This is a genomic window from Chelatococcus daeguensis (genome assembly GCF_001887265.1).
GTDB classification, from domain to species: Bacteria; Pseudomonadota; Alphaproteobacteria; order Rhizobiales; family Beijerinckiaceae; genus Chelatococcus_A; species Chelatococcus_A sambhunathii.
The window spans coordinates 619300-631719 of record NZ_CP018095.1 but is presented as its reverse complement, the minus strand read 5'-3'; the positions used below and the strand labels follow the sequence as shown (position 1 = coordinate 631719).

The 12420-nt window shown below is 68.5% G+C and carries 14 protein-coding genes; 7 read left to right on the top strand and 7 right to left on the bottom strand.

Going from position 1 to position 12420, the window contains the following annotated elements; genetic code table 11:
• Window positions 1-32 precede the first annotated feature (32 nt).
• The 4 genes from BOQ54_RS02925 (at window position 33) to leuB (ending at window position 2711) form a co-directional block, all read left to right on the top strand.
• On the top strand, window positions 33-659 hold the full coding sequence (locus BOQ54_RS02925) for a LysE family translocator (RefSeq protein ID WP_071923216.1): 627 nt from the start codon (window positions 33-35) through the stop codon (window positions 657-659).
• Between the two features lie 25 nt (window positions 660-684).
• Entirely contained in the window at window positions 685-1074 is a 390-nt protein-coding gene (locus tag BOQ54_RS02920; RefSeq protein ID WP_071923215.1) for a RidA family protein, read from the top strand.
• A 23-nt stretch (window positions 1075-1097) separates the two neighbouring features.
• Window positions 1098-1493, top strand: a complete 396-nt coding sequence (locus BOQ54_RS02915; protein WP_019404457.1) for a VOC family protein — start codon at window positions 1098-1100, stop codon at window positions 1491-1493.
• Between the two features lie 105 nt (window positions 1494-1598).
• A complete protein-coding gene (leuB, locus tag BOQ54_RS02910; RefSeq protein ID WP_063188289.1) occupies window positions 1599-2711 on the top strand; it encodes a 3-isopropylmalate dehydrogenase in 1113 nt (370 codons plus the stop codon).
• A 183-nt stretch (window positions 2712-2894) separates the two neighbouring features.
• Here leuB and BOQ54_RS02905 read toward each other — a convergent pair whose 3' ends face one another.
• Together BOQ54_RS02905 and BOQ54_RS02900 are read right to left on the bottom strand one after the other, a co-directional pair.
• Window positions 2895-3194 carry a hypothetical protein gene (locus BOQ54_RS02905; protein WP_055459691.1) on the bottom strand — a complete coding sequence of 100 codons (300 nt, stop codon included), beginning with the start codon at window positions 3192-3194 and terminating at the stop codon, window positions 2895-2897.
• A gap of 127 nt (window positions 3195-3321) precedes the next feature.
• A complete protein-coding gene (locus tag BOQ54_RS02900) occupies window positions 3322-4293 on the bottom strand; it encodes a hypothetical protein (RefSeq protein ID WP_071923214.1) in 972 nt (323 codons plus the stop codon).
• A gap of 440 nt (window positions 4294-4733) precedes the next feature.
• Here BOQ54_RS02900 and BOQ54_RS02895 point away from each other — a divergent pair, with 440 nt between their 5' ends.
• Entirely contained in the window at window positions 4734-5768 is a 1035-nt protein-coding gene (locus BOQ54_RS02895; protein WP_071923213.1) for an aspartate-semialdehyde dehydrogenase, read from the top strand.
• 159 nt (window positions 5769-5927) lie between these two features.
• On the opposite strand, the gene BOQ54_RS02890 is transcribed toward BOQ54_RS02895, so the two are convergent.
• From BOQ54_RS02890 to BOQ54_RS02880, 3 genes are all read right to left on the bottom strand, one after another.
• Window positions 5928-6614, bottom strand: coding sequence for a carbonic anhydrase (locus BOQ54_RS02890; RefSeq protein ID WP_055459694.1), 687 nt, complete (start codon window positions 6612-6614; stop codon window positions 5928-5930).
• A 21-nt stretch (window positions 6615-6635) separates the two neighbouring features.
• Complete coding sequence (locus BOQ54_RS02885; RefSeq protein ID WP_055459901.1) at window positions 6636-7601, bottom strand: threonine/serine dehydratase; 966 nt, start codon at window positions 7599-7601, stop codon at window positions 6636-6638.
• A 70-nt stretch (window positions 7602-7671) separates the two neighbouring features.
• The gene (locus tag BOQ54_RS02880) at window positions 7672-8394 is read right to left on the bottom strand and encodes a DUF429 domain-containing protein (RefSeq protein ID WP_071923212.1); all 723 of its coding nucleotides are present in this window, start codon (window positions 8392-8394) and stop codon (window positions 7672-7674) included.
• A 110-nt stretch (window positions 8395-8504) separates the two neighbouring features.
• Between BOQ54_RS02880 and BOQ54_RS02875 the strand changes: the two genes are divergently transcribed.
• Entirely contained in the window at window positions 8505-9386 is an 882-nt protein-coding gene (locus BOQ54_RS02875) for an HpcH/HpaI aldolase/citrate lyase family protein (protein ID WP_071923211.1), read from the top strand.
• Window positions 9387-9468: 82 nt separating this feature from the next.
• On the opposite strand, the gene metW is transcribed toward BOQ54_RS02875, so the two are convergent.
• The gene (gene metW, locus BOQ54_RS02870; RefSeq protein ID WP_055459697.1) at window positions 9469-10104 is read right to left on the bottom strand and encodes a methionine biosynthesis protein MetW; all 636 of its coding nucleotides are present in this window, start codon (window positions 10102-10104) and stop codon (window positions 9469-9471) included.
• A gap of 2 nt (window positions 10105-10106) precedes the next feature.
• Window positions 10107-11276 carry a homoserine O-acetyltransferase MetX gene (gene metX / locus BOQ54_RS02865; protein ID WP_055459698.1) on the bottom strand — a complete coding sequence of 390 codons (1170 nt, stop codon included), beginning with the start codon at window positions 11274-11276 and terminating at the stop codon, window positions 10107-10109.
• Window positions 11277-11528: 252 nt separating this feature from the next.
• On the opposite strand from metX, the gene BOQ54_RS02860 reads away from it, so the two are divergent.
• Window positions 11529-12407 carry a chorismate mutase gene (locus BOQ54_RS02860; protein ID WP_071923210.1) on the top strand — a complete coding sequence of 293 codons (879 nt, stop codon included), beginning with the start codon at window positions 11529-11531 and terminating at the stop codon, window positions 12405-12407.
• Window positions 12408-12420: the final 13 nt, after the last annotated feature.

Sequence of the window (12420 nt, the reverse complement as noted above, 5' to 3'; positions counted from 1 at the left end):
ACCTGTCTCGACGAACAGCGGAGACGGACGGCATGAACCTCGACACCTACCTCGTCTTCCTGCCGGCCTGCTTTGCCATCAACATGGCCTTCGGACCGAACAACCTGCTCTCGCTGACCAACGGCGCACGCGAAGGGGTCTGGCGCGCCACCGCCGCGGCCGGCGGGCGGCTCGTCGCCTTCGCCATCATGATCGTCATCGCCGCGCTCGGCCTCGGCGCGGTGCTGGCGACGTCGGAGATGCTGTTCAGCGTCGTCAAATGGGCGGGCGCAGCCTATCTCGTCTATCTGGGCTTCCGCCTGTTGCGCGCCGGCGCTCCCGAGCTCACGACGCTCGAGACGAGCGCGCGCACGCCGCTCGGCCGGCTGGCGCTGCAGGAATTCTGGGTGGCCGCCGGCAACCCGAAAGCGATCCTCGTCTTCACCGCCTTCTTCCCGCAGTTCCTCGACAGTGGCAATCATGCGCTGAGTTTCCTTGTCATGGGCGCGACCTTCATCGCGCTTGAGGTCGTCGCCATCGCCGCCTATGCCGCCTTCGGCGGGCGCCTGCGCTCCCTGACGCGTGGGCGACGGGTGCTGAAGCTCTTCAACCGCGTCAGCGGCAGCCTGATGATCGGCTTCGGCATCATGCTGGCGCTGACCCGCCGCCCCACCGCCTGACCCCCGATACGAGAGGACCATCCGCATGACGCGGCGGCTGATCTCCACCGGCTCTCCCTTCGAAAGAGCCTACGGCTATTCGCGTGCCGTGATCGACGGGCCCTTCGCCTTCGTCGCCGGCACGACCGGCTACGACTACGCGACGATGGCGATGCCGGAGGATGCGGCCGCGCAGGCGCGCAACTGCTGGGCAACCATCGCACGCACGCTGGAGGAGGCCGGCCTCTCCCTCGCCGACATCGTGCGCGCCACCTATTACGTCACCGATGTCGCCCATGCCGAGCCGCTGCTCACCGTCTGCGGCGAGGTGCTGGCCGAGGTGCGACCGGCCGCGACGCTCCTCGTCGTCGCCGGCCTCCTGAAGCCCGAGATGAAGGTCGAGATCGAGGTGACGGCGCTGAAGCGCCGCGTCTGACCGCGAAACGGAGCCCCTCGCCCGTGGCCAAAGCCATCCACACCATGATCCGCGTGCTCGACGAGGCGCGCTCGGTCGCCTTCTACGAGACGGCCTTCGGCCTCAAGATCGCCGACCGCTTCGTCTTCGACGGCTTCACGCTCGTCTACCTGCGCAACGCCGAGGCCGATTTCGAGGTCGAGCTCACCGTCAACCACGGCCGCAGCGAGCCCTATGCGCTCGGGGACGGCTACGGCCACCTCGCCGTCGCGGTCGAGGATCTCGACGCCGAGCACGCCCGCTTCACCGATGCCGGCCTCGCGCCCCAGCCGATCAAGGAGTTCTTCCGCGACGGGGCGCTGATGGCGCGCTTCTTCTTCGTCACCGATCCGGACGGCTACAAGATCGAGGTGCTCGAGCGCCACGGCCGCTATCGCTGAGCGGGCCGGCCGGCGCGAGCCATGCGCCGGAACGCCTTGCCAAACCCGCACCCGCGCAGCAAAAGGCTGCGCGACCCATCTCATTCCGCGCAACACGAGGGCATCATGGCGTCCTACAATCTCCTTCTCCTCCCCGGCGACGGCATCGGCCCCGAGGTCATGGCCGAGGTCGAGAAACTCGTCGGCTGGTTCACGAAGACCGGCATCGCCCGCTTCGAGACGGAGAAGGACCTCGTCGGCGGCTGCGCCTATGATGCGCATGGCGTCGCCATCACCGACGCCGCCATGGACCGCGCGCAGGCGGCGGACGCCGTGCTCTTCGGCGCCGTCGGCGGGCCGAAGTGGGACAAGGTGGCCTACGAGCACCGCCCCGAGGCGGGCCTCCTGCGCCTGCGCAAGGAGCTCGGCCTGTTCGCCAACCTGCGCCCGGCCATCTGCTATCCGGCCCTGGCCGATGCCTCGTCGTTGAAGCGCGAGCTGGTCGAGGGGCTCGACATCGTCATCGTGCGCGAGCTCACCGGCGGCGTCTATTTCGGCGAGCCGAAGGAGATCGTGACGCTGGAGAGCGGCGAGAAGCGCGCCGTCGACACGCAGCTCTACACGACCCATGAGATCGAGCGCATCGCCCGCGTCGCCTTCGAGCTCGCCAAGGTGCGCCGCAACAAGGTCTCCTCGGCCGAGAAGCGCAACGTCATGCGCACCGGCGTGCTGTGGAACGAGGTCGTCACCCGCGTCCACAAGAACGAGTATCCGGGCGTGGAGCTGGAGCACGTGCTCGCCGACAACTGCGGCATGCAGCTGGTGCGCAACCCGAAGCAGTACGACGTCATCGTCACCGACAACCTGTTCGGCGACATCCTGTCCGATGTGGCGGCCATGCTGACCGGCTCGCTCGGCATGCTGCCGTCGGCCTCGCTCGGCGCCGAGGATCCCGCGACCGGCAAGCGCAAGGCCCTCTACGAGCCCGTGCACGGCTCGGCCCCCGACATCGCCGGCAAGGGCCTTGCCAACCCGATCGCCATGATCGGCTCCTTCGCCATGGCGCTGCGTTATTCCTTCAGCCTCGTGAAAGAAGCCGACATGCTGGAGAAGGCCGTCGCCAACGTCCTCGACGGCGGCCTGCGCACCAAGGACATCGCCGGGCCTGGCGTCAATGCCGCGGGCACCGGCGAGGTGGGCGACGCTATCGTTAGGGAAATGGAAAAGCTCGCCGGCTGAGGCCGGACGCAGCCTGCAACGACGAAGCCCGGCCGTCCGGCCGGGCTTTTTCGTTGTTTATATCTTAGCGGCAAGGAACTTGCGTGCGCCATGGCCCGGCTTGTCCCGGCCGTCCACGCCGTCGATCTTGCTTGAGCTTTCAAGGCGTGGATGCCCACGACAAGCGCGGGCATGACGCCCCCCTCAGCGCGACGCCTGGAAGTCAATCGCGCCGAAGGGATTGCGACCGCCGCCGATGCGCGGGGGCAGCACGGTGGAGCCGAATTTCTCCTGCACGTTGGCATAGACGGGCGAGGCATGGCTTTGGCCCGAGAGCACGTAGTTTGACATGGACCCGACCGGCACGACCTTGCCGGGATCGAGATAGCTGCGCGGCGTCACCGTGATGGTGCGCACGCGGCTCTGGGCGTATGCCTCACCGGCGACGGCAAGACAGGAGGCCGCCATGGCAGCGGCCGACAGGATGATGGTGAGATGACGCATGGTGCTGAACCTTCGCTTGCCATATCGGCGCGGCCATTAGTCACAGAATAGCATAACGGCCCGTGAAGGGCGCCGCCGCCGACCATCACACGCCCGTCCCGGCGCTCAACTTGCGGTGACGGGCGGCTCACGTGCGCCCGAAGGAGGCCGGCCGGACCGGCGGCAAGGGCACGTCGGCCGAGGTCGCGAGCAGTTCCGCGATACCATCGGCCGCCAGCGCCTCCTCCGCCACGCGCGGCGCAGCGCCGCAGGTGGCGGCCGGCCTTGCCGCATGGAACAGAGCCTTCAGGCCTCCGTCATCAAGCGAGGCGGCCGGCTCGAGGCCGTCGATGACGCAGCGCAAGGCGGCGTCGGCGCGCGGCCTGTCATCGGCGCCGCAGACCCAGCCGCTGAGGCGGAGGGCTGGTGCAGCATGCAGCAGGCGAAAGGCGGAGCAACTGCGCACGACGCCATGGCCGACCAGCTGCGCTTCCGCAACCTCCATGGTGCCCAGCTTCGTCGTGACACCACGCGGCACCGACGTGCGGGAGACGGCGAGTCCCGCCTCCGAAGCGGCCCGCACCATATCGACGAAGAAACTGGACGGAGTGCCCGCCTCCCCGCCCGGCCGATAGACCGACAGGCGCAGATGCGGGCCCGGCGTCGCGAAACGCCCGATTCCGATAATATCCTCCTGCCCGCCGAGGCCGTGATGCTGGGCCTCGTAGCTGCGTTCCCTGTCGCCGAAGCCGGGGCCGATGCCCGAGGCCGCGAGCGAGAACACGGGCACGGGCGCGCTCGCGCGGATCCAGATGGGGCGCGCCACGGCGGCGTCGAGGCCGGGCGTCGCCGGCACCGCTGCATCCTCCGCGAGCCTGACGTCCGACTGTGCGTCACCGACTCCGGCGCCCTCAGGCCCCTTCGCGGCCTGAAGGACATAGGTGCCGCCGGCAAGGGCGACGACGAACAGCCCGGACAGGAGCGTGCGCTTCAGGCGCGCCGCGGCGCTGCGCCGCGGCCGCCGGCGCACCGGCCGGTCCAATTCCTCGTAGAGCCTGTCGCCTGACGACAGGTGCGGCATGGGCGGCCCCGCCGCACGGCCTTGGTGATATCGCGTCATGGACACGCTCCCTGCCCTTCTGTTGCCGAAGGTTTTCCGGTGTCGTAGCGGACAAGGCTCACCGCATATGCCTGACCATCAGTTACCGCCGCGCGGCGATCTCCAAGGAGAGTCAACGACCCGTTGACGGGTAGCCGCCTGCAGTAACGTTAACGGGCCGCGCCGTGCATCCACGTCGCGCTTGACAGGACACGCCCGCCGTGGTGCAGAGACGGGTGCGGCTCGCTCTCGTTCGGCCGCGACTGGAACCGACGGACTTTCCATGGCTTCGCTGCTTGCGCTCAGCACGCTGACGAAAACGAAAGCCACGCTGACGGTCAAAACGGCCGGCTGACAGTCCGCTCGTCCCCCCGGTCCTCTCCCCACGGGGCGAGAGGAGGCGCCCGAGACGGCGCACGACGCCCAAGGGGGAGAAGCGAGAAATTCGAGGAGACAACGTGATGGGTTTCAAGGTCGCTGTCGTCGGCGCCACCGGCAATGTGGGCCGGGAGATGCTCGACATCCTGGCCGAGCGCGCCTTTCCGGCCGACGAGGTCGTGCCGCTCGCCTCGCGCCGCAGCATCGGGCAGGAGGTCTCCTACGGCGACAAGACGCTGAAGGTGAAGGACCTCGCGACCTACGACTTCTCCGATGTCGACATCTGCCTGATGTCGGCCGGCGGCGATGTGGCGCGCGAATGGGCGCCGAAGATCGGCGCCCAGGGCGTCGTGGTCATCGATAATTCCTCGGCCTTCCGCTACGACGCCGACGTGCCGCTGATCGTGCCCGAGGTGAACGCCGACGCCGTCGCGGGCTTCACCAAGCGCAACATCATCGCCAATCCGAACTGCTCGACGGCGCAGCTCGTCGTGGCGCTGAAGCCGCTGCACGATGCCGCCGGCATCAAGCGCGTGGTCGTGTCGACCTACCAGTCGGTCTCCGGCGCCGGCAAGGAGGGCATGGACGAGCTCTTCGACCAGACGCGCGCCATCTTCTCGGCCGGCGAGGTGAAGAACAACAAGTTCACCAAGCGCATCGCCTTCAACCTCATCCCCCATATCGACATGTTCATGGAGGACGGGTTCACGAAGGAAGAGTGGAAGATGACGGCCGAGACGAAGAAGATCCTCGACCCGAAGATCAAGCTTACCGCCACCTGCGTGCGCGTGCCGGTGTTCATCGGCCATTCGGAGGCCGTGAACATCGAGTTCGAGAAGCCGATCACGGCTGACGAGGCGCGCGACATCCTGCGCTCGGCCCCCGGCTGCCTCGTCGTCGACAAGCGGGAGCCCGGCGGCTACATCACACCGCACGAGGCGGCGGGCGAGGACGCCACCTATATCAGCCGCATCCGCGAGGACGGCACTGTGGAGAATGGCCTCGCCATGTGGATCGTCTCCGACAACCTGCGCAAGGGTGCAGCCCTCAACGCGGTGCAAATCGCCGAGTGCCTCGCCAACCGCAAGCTGATCACAGCCAAGAAGAAGGCGGCCTGACCGGGCACTCGCGCGACGGCGCGCATGCCGTTGCCTGTTCAATGACCACTGATCTTTTCGTCATGGCCGGGCTTGTCCCGGCCATCCACGTCTTTGAGCCTTGCGCACCCGTCCTGGCGTGGATGCCCGCGACAGGCGCGGGCATGACGGCGGTCTTTCTTACGTGCAGCCGATCGCCGACACCCGCCCCGGCAGGTCCGCGATGACCGGTGCGAAGGCGCCTGTCTCGGGATCACGCACGAGCAGATGGCCCGTGGCGACGCCGAAGAACGCGCCATGCAGCGCCAGCCGACCCTTCTCCACCAGGATGCGCACGCAGGGAAAGGTCATGAGGTTGGCGAGGCTGTTCTCGATGGCGGCATATTCGAGCTTGCGCAGATAATCCGTCTCGGCCTCCCCGCCGCGGCGCGGGCCGAGGCGCTCCGCTGCCGGGGCGATGAGGTCCATCCACTTGCCGATGAAATCGCCGGGCGAGAGCGGCTCGGATTCCCCTGCGAAAGCGCGGATGCCGCCGCAATGGGCGTGGCCGAGCACGACGATGTGCTTCACCTTCAGCGCCTGGACGGCGAATTCAAGCGCGGCGCTGGTACCGTGGTGAGACACCTTGTCCGGCTCGTAGGGCGGCACGAGGTTGGCAACGTTGCGCACGACGAACATCTCGCCCGGCGCGGCGTCGAAGATGACCTCCGGAGAGACGCGCGAGTCGCAGCAGCCGATGATCATGATCTCCGGCCTCTGGCCCTTCTCGGCGAGATGCTCGAAGCGGTCGCGCTCGCGCGGCAGGCGTTCGTGCACGAAGGATGTGTAACCGTCCGTCAGCCGTTTCGGGAAGGGGGCGCTTGCCATGTGCCGGGTCCTCCTTGGATATCAGGCGGCGAGTGCCGCAAGGGTGGCGAGATCGACGTTGCTGCCGCAGGCGAGGATGCCGAGCCGCTCGCCACGGGCCGGCACATAGGCGCCGGCGAGGACGGCGGCAAGCGCCGTGGCCCCACCCGGCTCGGCAGCGATTCTGAGGCCGCGCCAGAGGCGGCGCTGCGCCTCGATGATCGCTTCGTCAGGCACAAGCACGACGCGCTCGACGGCACGCGATGAGATGGCATGGACGAGCGGCCCGACGTTGCGGGCGCCGAGCGAATCGGCCGCTACCGACTCGACCGGCACATCGACGGGCGCCCCGGCGGCGAGCGCGGCGTGCAACGCACATGAGCCCTCCGGCTCTACCCCGACGACCTTGACCTTGCCGCCGAACCACCAGGAGGCGATACCGGCGATGAGCCCGCCACCGCCGACAGCGACGAGCACCGTATCGAGATCCGGCACCTGCTCTTCCCACTCACGCCCGACCGTGCCCTGACCGGCAATCGTCTCGACGGCGGAGAAGGGGTGAATGCGCAGCGCCCCGCTATCGGCCACGTAGCTGTCGCAGGCGTCCTGGGCGTCGGCATAGCGGGCGCCGCCGATGACGATGTCGGCGCCGAAGGCTCGGATAGCGGCGATCTTCGGGGCGCTGGAAATCTCGGGCACGAAGATACGTGCCTTCAAGCCGAGCTTCATCGCGGCATAAGCCACCGCCGCGCCATGGTTGCCGCCCGAGGCGGCGGCAACGCCCGCCCCCGGCACGGGCAGCGACAGGAGCGTGTTGAAGGCGCCGCGCGGTTTGAAGGAGCCAGCGTGCTGGAGGAGTTCCAGCTTGATATTGACCGGGCCTTCGAGCCCGAGATCGCCGGCGGCAAGGTCGATGACAGGCGTACGGCGGATGTGGGGCCGGATCCTCTCATGGGCGGCCTCGATTGAAGCACGCGGGAGCGGGCCTTCGGCCAGAGTGCCGTGCATGGATTTCTCCTCCGTGGTCGCGCGGACCATAGCGGCTGGGAGCGACGCCTCCAACCCTCCGTGGCTTGTCTTATGTCCAGATGGATACTGGTAAATTCGCGCCGTCACGGCCGGGCGGATCGGGGAAGCTGCGGGCTTCGCCACAGGCAATCCGCAGGGCCACGGTGAGATTGGCGAGGGCGTCGAGCACGTCGTCCGGGCCCGTACCGCGCGGGCGCAGGCCGAACGCGCCGTCGCCGAAGCCGGCGGCGCGCAGGAGGCGTTCACGAAGGGCGAGGCCCGCCGGCCAGGGGCGGCCCTTGACCTTCTTGGGCTGGTCGAGCGCCCGTTCGCCGTTGAGGCGCCAGAAGGCGACCTCGGGATGGGCCTCGAACACCCGGCCGGCGAGATCCGGCCGGCCGCGCAGCAGCGCGTCGAGCTCTCGGATCTTCGGAAAGAGATGGAAGCACTGTTTCGACACCCGCCGCGGCGGATCAGAAGTCGCGAGTGCGGTGGCGCAGGCGGCGGCATAGTCACCGGCGTGGACAGCTGCGCGTGACGGCACGGAAAACACGCTCGACTGGCGCCCACCGAGCAGTGGCCGCACCAACGCCTCCGGGCCTCGCCCGCCATGACCGACGCGCTCCGGCAGGCCGATGGGCATGTCAACGGCCACGATAGCTGGCGCGTCCACGAGGCTGAAGAGATCCTCGAACCGTGGCACGACGAGGAGGCGAGGCACGAAAGGCTTTGCGGCAGGCGCCAGCGCCGCAACCCATCCGCCCGGACAGCCGTCGACCCCCGCCAGCCACATGCCGCGTTCTCCGCACCCCGCCTGTCCACAGGCAGCATTCACCTTTTGCATGAGTGGCGCGGCGGCGTCGAGGCGTTATGCTGCAGCGCCGAAAAGGAGCATTCCCGCCCATGACCGAGATCCGCCCGCGCCGCAGCGCGCTCTACATGCCCGGCTCGAACGCCCGGGCCCTTGAGAAGGCGCGCAGCCTGCCGGCCGACGTCGTCATCCTCGACCTCGAGGATGCCGTGGCGCCGGAGGCGAAGGAGACGGCGCGGGCCCAGGTGTCGGCAGCCGTCACGGCCGGCGGCTTCGGCCCGCGCGAGGTGATCGTGCGCGTCAACGGCCTCGACACGCCGTGGGGCGAGGAGGACCTGGCCGCTGCCATCGCCTGCGTGCCCGATGCCATCCTCCTGCCCAAGGTGTCGACCCCGGCGGTGCTCGCCACGGTCGGCCGCCGGCTGGCGACAGCGGGCGCCCCGCACAAGATCCGCATCTGGGCGATGGTGGAGACGCCGCTCGCGATTCTGAACATTGCCGAGATCGCCGCGGCAGCGGCCGACCAGGCGACGCGCCTCGAATGCTTCGTCATGGGCACCAACGATCTCGCCAAGGAGACGGGGGCGCGGCTCGTGCCCGGCCGCGCGCCCATGCTGCCCTGGCTCGCCACAAGCCTTGCCGCAGCGCGCGCACACGGGCTTTCGATCCTCGACGGCGTCTACAACAATCTCTCCGATGCGGACGGCTTCGCGGCCGAATGCGCCGAGGGCCGCGACATGGGCTTCGACGGCAAGACGCTGATCCATCCTGGCCAGATCGCGGCGGCCAATGCCGCCTTCGCGCCGGAGGAGGCCGAGGTGGCGCACGCCCGCGCCATCATCGCCGCCTTCGATGCGCCCGAGAACGCCGGCAAGGGCGCCATCAACCTTGACGGGCGCATGGTCGAACGCCTGCATGCGGCGATGGCACGGCGCACGGTGAGCCTCGCCGAAGCGATCGCAGCGCGGGAATGAGCCCTACCGCGGCAAATGCCTGCCACTCCTCGCCTCACTTGCGGGGTGTGTGGGGGCCCAACAGGAATGGAGACGCTGCCAGTCACCGCCGGCGCAACAGGAACACGCCGTTCTCGCCGAAGAGGTTCCACACCCACCAGGGCACGCTGACGCGTACGGGCTCGCCGCTGGCGTTGAGCGCCACGGCCCGCTCCATCTGCGCACCCACCTCGTCGCACAGCGCCACGAAGTCACGGATCGTGCAGAAGTGGATGTTGGGCGTGTCATACCAGGAATAGGGCAGCTTCTCCGTCACCGGCATGCGGCCCTTGAGGCCGAGCTCGAGGCGGATGCGCCAGTGGCCGAAGTTGGGAAAGGAGACGATGGCCCGGCGGCCGATGCGCAGCATGTGCTCCAGCACCTGCCGCGGCTGGCGCGTCGCCTGGATGGTCTGGGACAGGATCACGTAGTCGAAGGAATCGTCCGGATAGTCGGCAAGGTCCGTGTCGGCATCCCCCTGGATGACGGAGAGGCCGCGCGCGACGCTCTGGCTGACTCCTTCACGGGAAATCTCGATGCCGCGCCCGTCGACGCCGCGTTCGCGCATGAGCAGCGCGAGCAGCGCCCCGTCGCCACAGCCGACATCGAGCACCCGTGCCCCCGGCTCGACCATGTCGGCGACGAGCCGGTGGTCGGAACGAACAGGCAATTGGTCCGGAAAGGCTGTCGTCGCATCCATGATCACAGCCCCCGTGCCCGCGCCGCGGCGGCGAGGAAGCCGCCGGTGGTGGCGAAGAGTTCAGGCTCGTCGAGGAGGAAGGCATCGTGCCCCTTGTCGCTTTCGATCTCGACGAAACTGACGGAGGCTCCCGCAGCGTTGAGCGCATGGACAACGGCCCGCGAGCCGGACGTGGGGAACAACCAGTCCGAAGTGAAAGAGGCGACGCAGAAGCGTGTCTTCGTGCCGCGGAAAGCATTGGCCAGCACGCCGCCATGGTCGGCGGCGAGGTCGAAATAGTCCATCGCCCGCGTCACGTAGAGATAGCTGTTGGCGTCAAAGCGCTCGACGAAGGCCTCGCCCTGGTAGCGCAGGTAGCTCTCCACCTGGAAATCGGCATCGAAGGAGAAGGTCGGCGCCTCCCGGTCCTGCAGGCGGCGGCCGAACTTGCGATGCAGCGCCTTCTCGGAGAGATAGGTGATGTGCGCGCCCATGCGCGCCACGGCGAGGCCCTTGGCGGGTTTTACACCCTCCTCCAGATAGCGGCCGTGGCGCCAGTCGGGATCGGCCATCACCGCCTGGCGGCCGACCTCGTGGAAGGCGATGTTCTGGGCAGAATGGATGGCGGCGGCGGCGATCGGCATGGCCGAGAAGACGCGCTCGGGATAGCTTGCCGCCCATTGCAGCACCTGCATGCCGCCCATGGAGCCGCCCGCCACACAGAACAACGTGTCGATGCCGAGGTGATCGACGAGCATCGCCTGTGCGCGGACCATGTCGCGGATGGTGACGACGGGAAAGTCGATGCCCCACGGCTTGCCCGTCGCCGGGTTGAGGGAGGCCGGGCCCGTGGTGCCCATGCAGCCGCCAACGACATTGGCGCAGATGACGAAGAAGCGGTCGGTGTCGATGGGCCGGCCGGGACCCACCATGGTTTCCCACCAGCCCGGCTTGCCAGTCACGGGATGCGGGTTGGCGACGTGCTGGTCGCCCGTCAGGGCATGGCAGACGAGTACCGCATTGGACCGCGCGGCATTGAGTTCGCCATAGGTCTGATAGGCGATCTGCCAGGGCGCCAGAGCGACGCCGCAGTCCATGACGAGCGGCCTGTCCGGCCCGAAGCGTGCGACCGGACTCGCCGGATCGTCCACCTGCGAAGCCCCCAGCTGGCGTGCGACTGCACCTTGGACCATCGCCTCACCCGACACGTTCCGGAGCGGTCCGACCCGCGCGGCGCTCCGTTCGTTTTACCGAACCGTTTTCCTAGTGAACGAAAGGGCCGCTCGTCAACGGCAAAGGCAGCAAGACGGATGCGCGGCCGCCATACGTCGAAGGCAATGGTGTACCGACACCGATCTCTTTGCGTTCCGCCGCGCCGCGTTCTACAAGACCGGCTTTGCTGGCCCGCGATGGCGTGCGGGACGGCAGCTCATGCGGATCGGAACATGTCGCGGACCCTGCCAAACGTCGACCTCGCCGCCCTCAGGCAGGACATCGACCGCATCGACGAGGCGATGCACCGTCTGCTGATGGAGCGCGGCGAAATCATCGACCGGCTGATCGCGGTCAAGAAGACGCAGGAATCGGGCTCCGCCTTCCGCCCCGGGCGCGAGGCGGACATGATGCGCCGCCTGGCCGCGCGCCACCGAGGCATCCTGCCGCTCGACACGGCCGAGAGCATCCTGCGCGTCATCATCGCCACTTTCACCTATGTGCAGGCGCCCTATCGCGTGCATGCCGACATCTCCGGCGGCGACGCGCCGATGCGCGATTCCGCGCGCTTCCACTTCGGCTTCACCGTGCCCTACGTGCCCCACGCGAGCGCTGCCGAGGTGATCGCCGCCGTCGCCGCCTCGAAGGGCGATCTCGGCATCTTCCGTCCGGACCAGGGTACCGCCTCGGGCGCCTGGTGGGCGCGGCTCACAGGCGCGGGCGCGCCCAAGGTGATTGCGCGCCTGCCGTTCATCGAGCGGCCCGATCATCCGGCGGCGACCCCGGTCTTCGTCGTGTCGAAGCCAGTGGCCGATGCTGCCGTGCGCGAGATCGTGCTCGTCTCGGCGCGGGTGGAGCGATGGCGTGACACCGTCCCTGCCGCCATTTCCGCCCTCGGTGCCGAGGTGCTCGGCTCGGCCGGCATTGCCGGCGGCCTCTCGCTTCTCCTCTCCATGCCCGGCACGTTGACGCTTGCCGCCCTCGAAGAGGCGCTGACCGGCGCCGGTGCCGGGCGCGCGCATCTTGCCGAGATCGGCAGCCATGCGGCCCGGTTCGTCGTTCCCGAGGCGCCCTCACAGGGCGGCGGCGCCTCTTCTTCCCCCGTCCGATAGCGGAGCCCATTGC

Bases quoted from the DNA above. Each gene is read 5' to 3' on its own strand.
- BOQ54_RS02860 (WP_071923210.1), top strand. From the start codon at position 11,529: ATGTCGCGGACCCTGCCAAACGTCGACCTCGCCGCCCTCAGGCAGGAC.
- leuB (WP_063188289.1), top strand. From the start codon at position 1,599: ATGGCGTCCTACAATCTCCTTCTCCTCCCCGGCGACGGCATCGGCCCC.
- BOQ54_RS02875 (WP_071923211.1), top strand. From the start codon at position 8,505: ATGACCGAGATCCGCCCGCGCCGCAGCGCGCTCTACATGCCCGGCTCG.
- BOQ54_RS02885 (WP_055459901.1), bottom strand. From the start codon at position 7,601: ATGCACGGCACTCTGGCCGAAGGCCCGCTCCCGCGTGCTTCAATCGAG.
- BOQ54_RS02925 (WP_071923216.1), top strand. From the start codon at position 33: ATGAACCTCGACACCTACCTCGTCTTCCTGCCGGCCTGCTTTGCCATC.
- metW (WP_055459697.1), bottom strand. From the start codon at position 10,104: ATGGATGCGACGACAGCCTTTCCGGACCAATTGCCTGTTCGTTCCGAC.
- metX (WP_055459698.1), bottom strand. From the start codon at position 11,276: ATGGTCCAAGGTGCAGTCGCACGCCAGCTGGGGGCTTCGCAGGTGGAC.
- BOQ54_RS02905 (WP_055459691.1), bottom strand. From the start codon at position 3,194: ATGCGTCATCTCACCATCATCCTGTCGGCCGCTGCCATGGCGGCCTCC.
- BOQ54_RS02880 (WP_071923212.1), bottom strand. From the start codon at position 8,394: ATGTGGCTGGCGGGGGTCGACGGCTGTCCGGGCGGATGGGTTGCGGCG.
- BOQ54_RS02920 (WP_071923215.1), top strand. From the start codon at position 685: ATGACGCGGCGGCTGATCTCCACCGGCTCTCCCTTCGAAAGAGCCTAC.
- BOQ54_RS02900 (WP_071923214.1), bottom strand. From the start codon at position 4,293: ATGACGCGATATCACCAAGGCCGTGCGGCGGGGCCGCCCATGCCGCAC.
- BOQ54_RS02890 (WP_055459694.1), bottom strand. From the start codon at position 6,614: ATGGCAAGCGCCCCCTTCCCGAAACGGCTGACGGACGGTTACACATCC.
- BOQ54_RS02895 (WP_071923213.1), top strand. From the start codon at position 4,734: ATGGGTTTCAAGGTCGCTGTCGTCGGCGCCACCGGCAATGTGGGCCGG.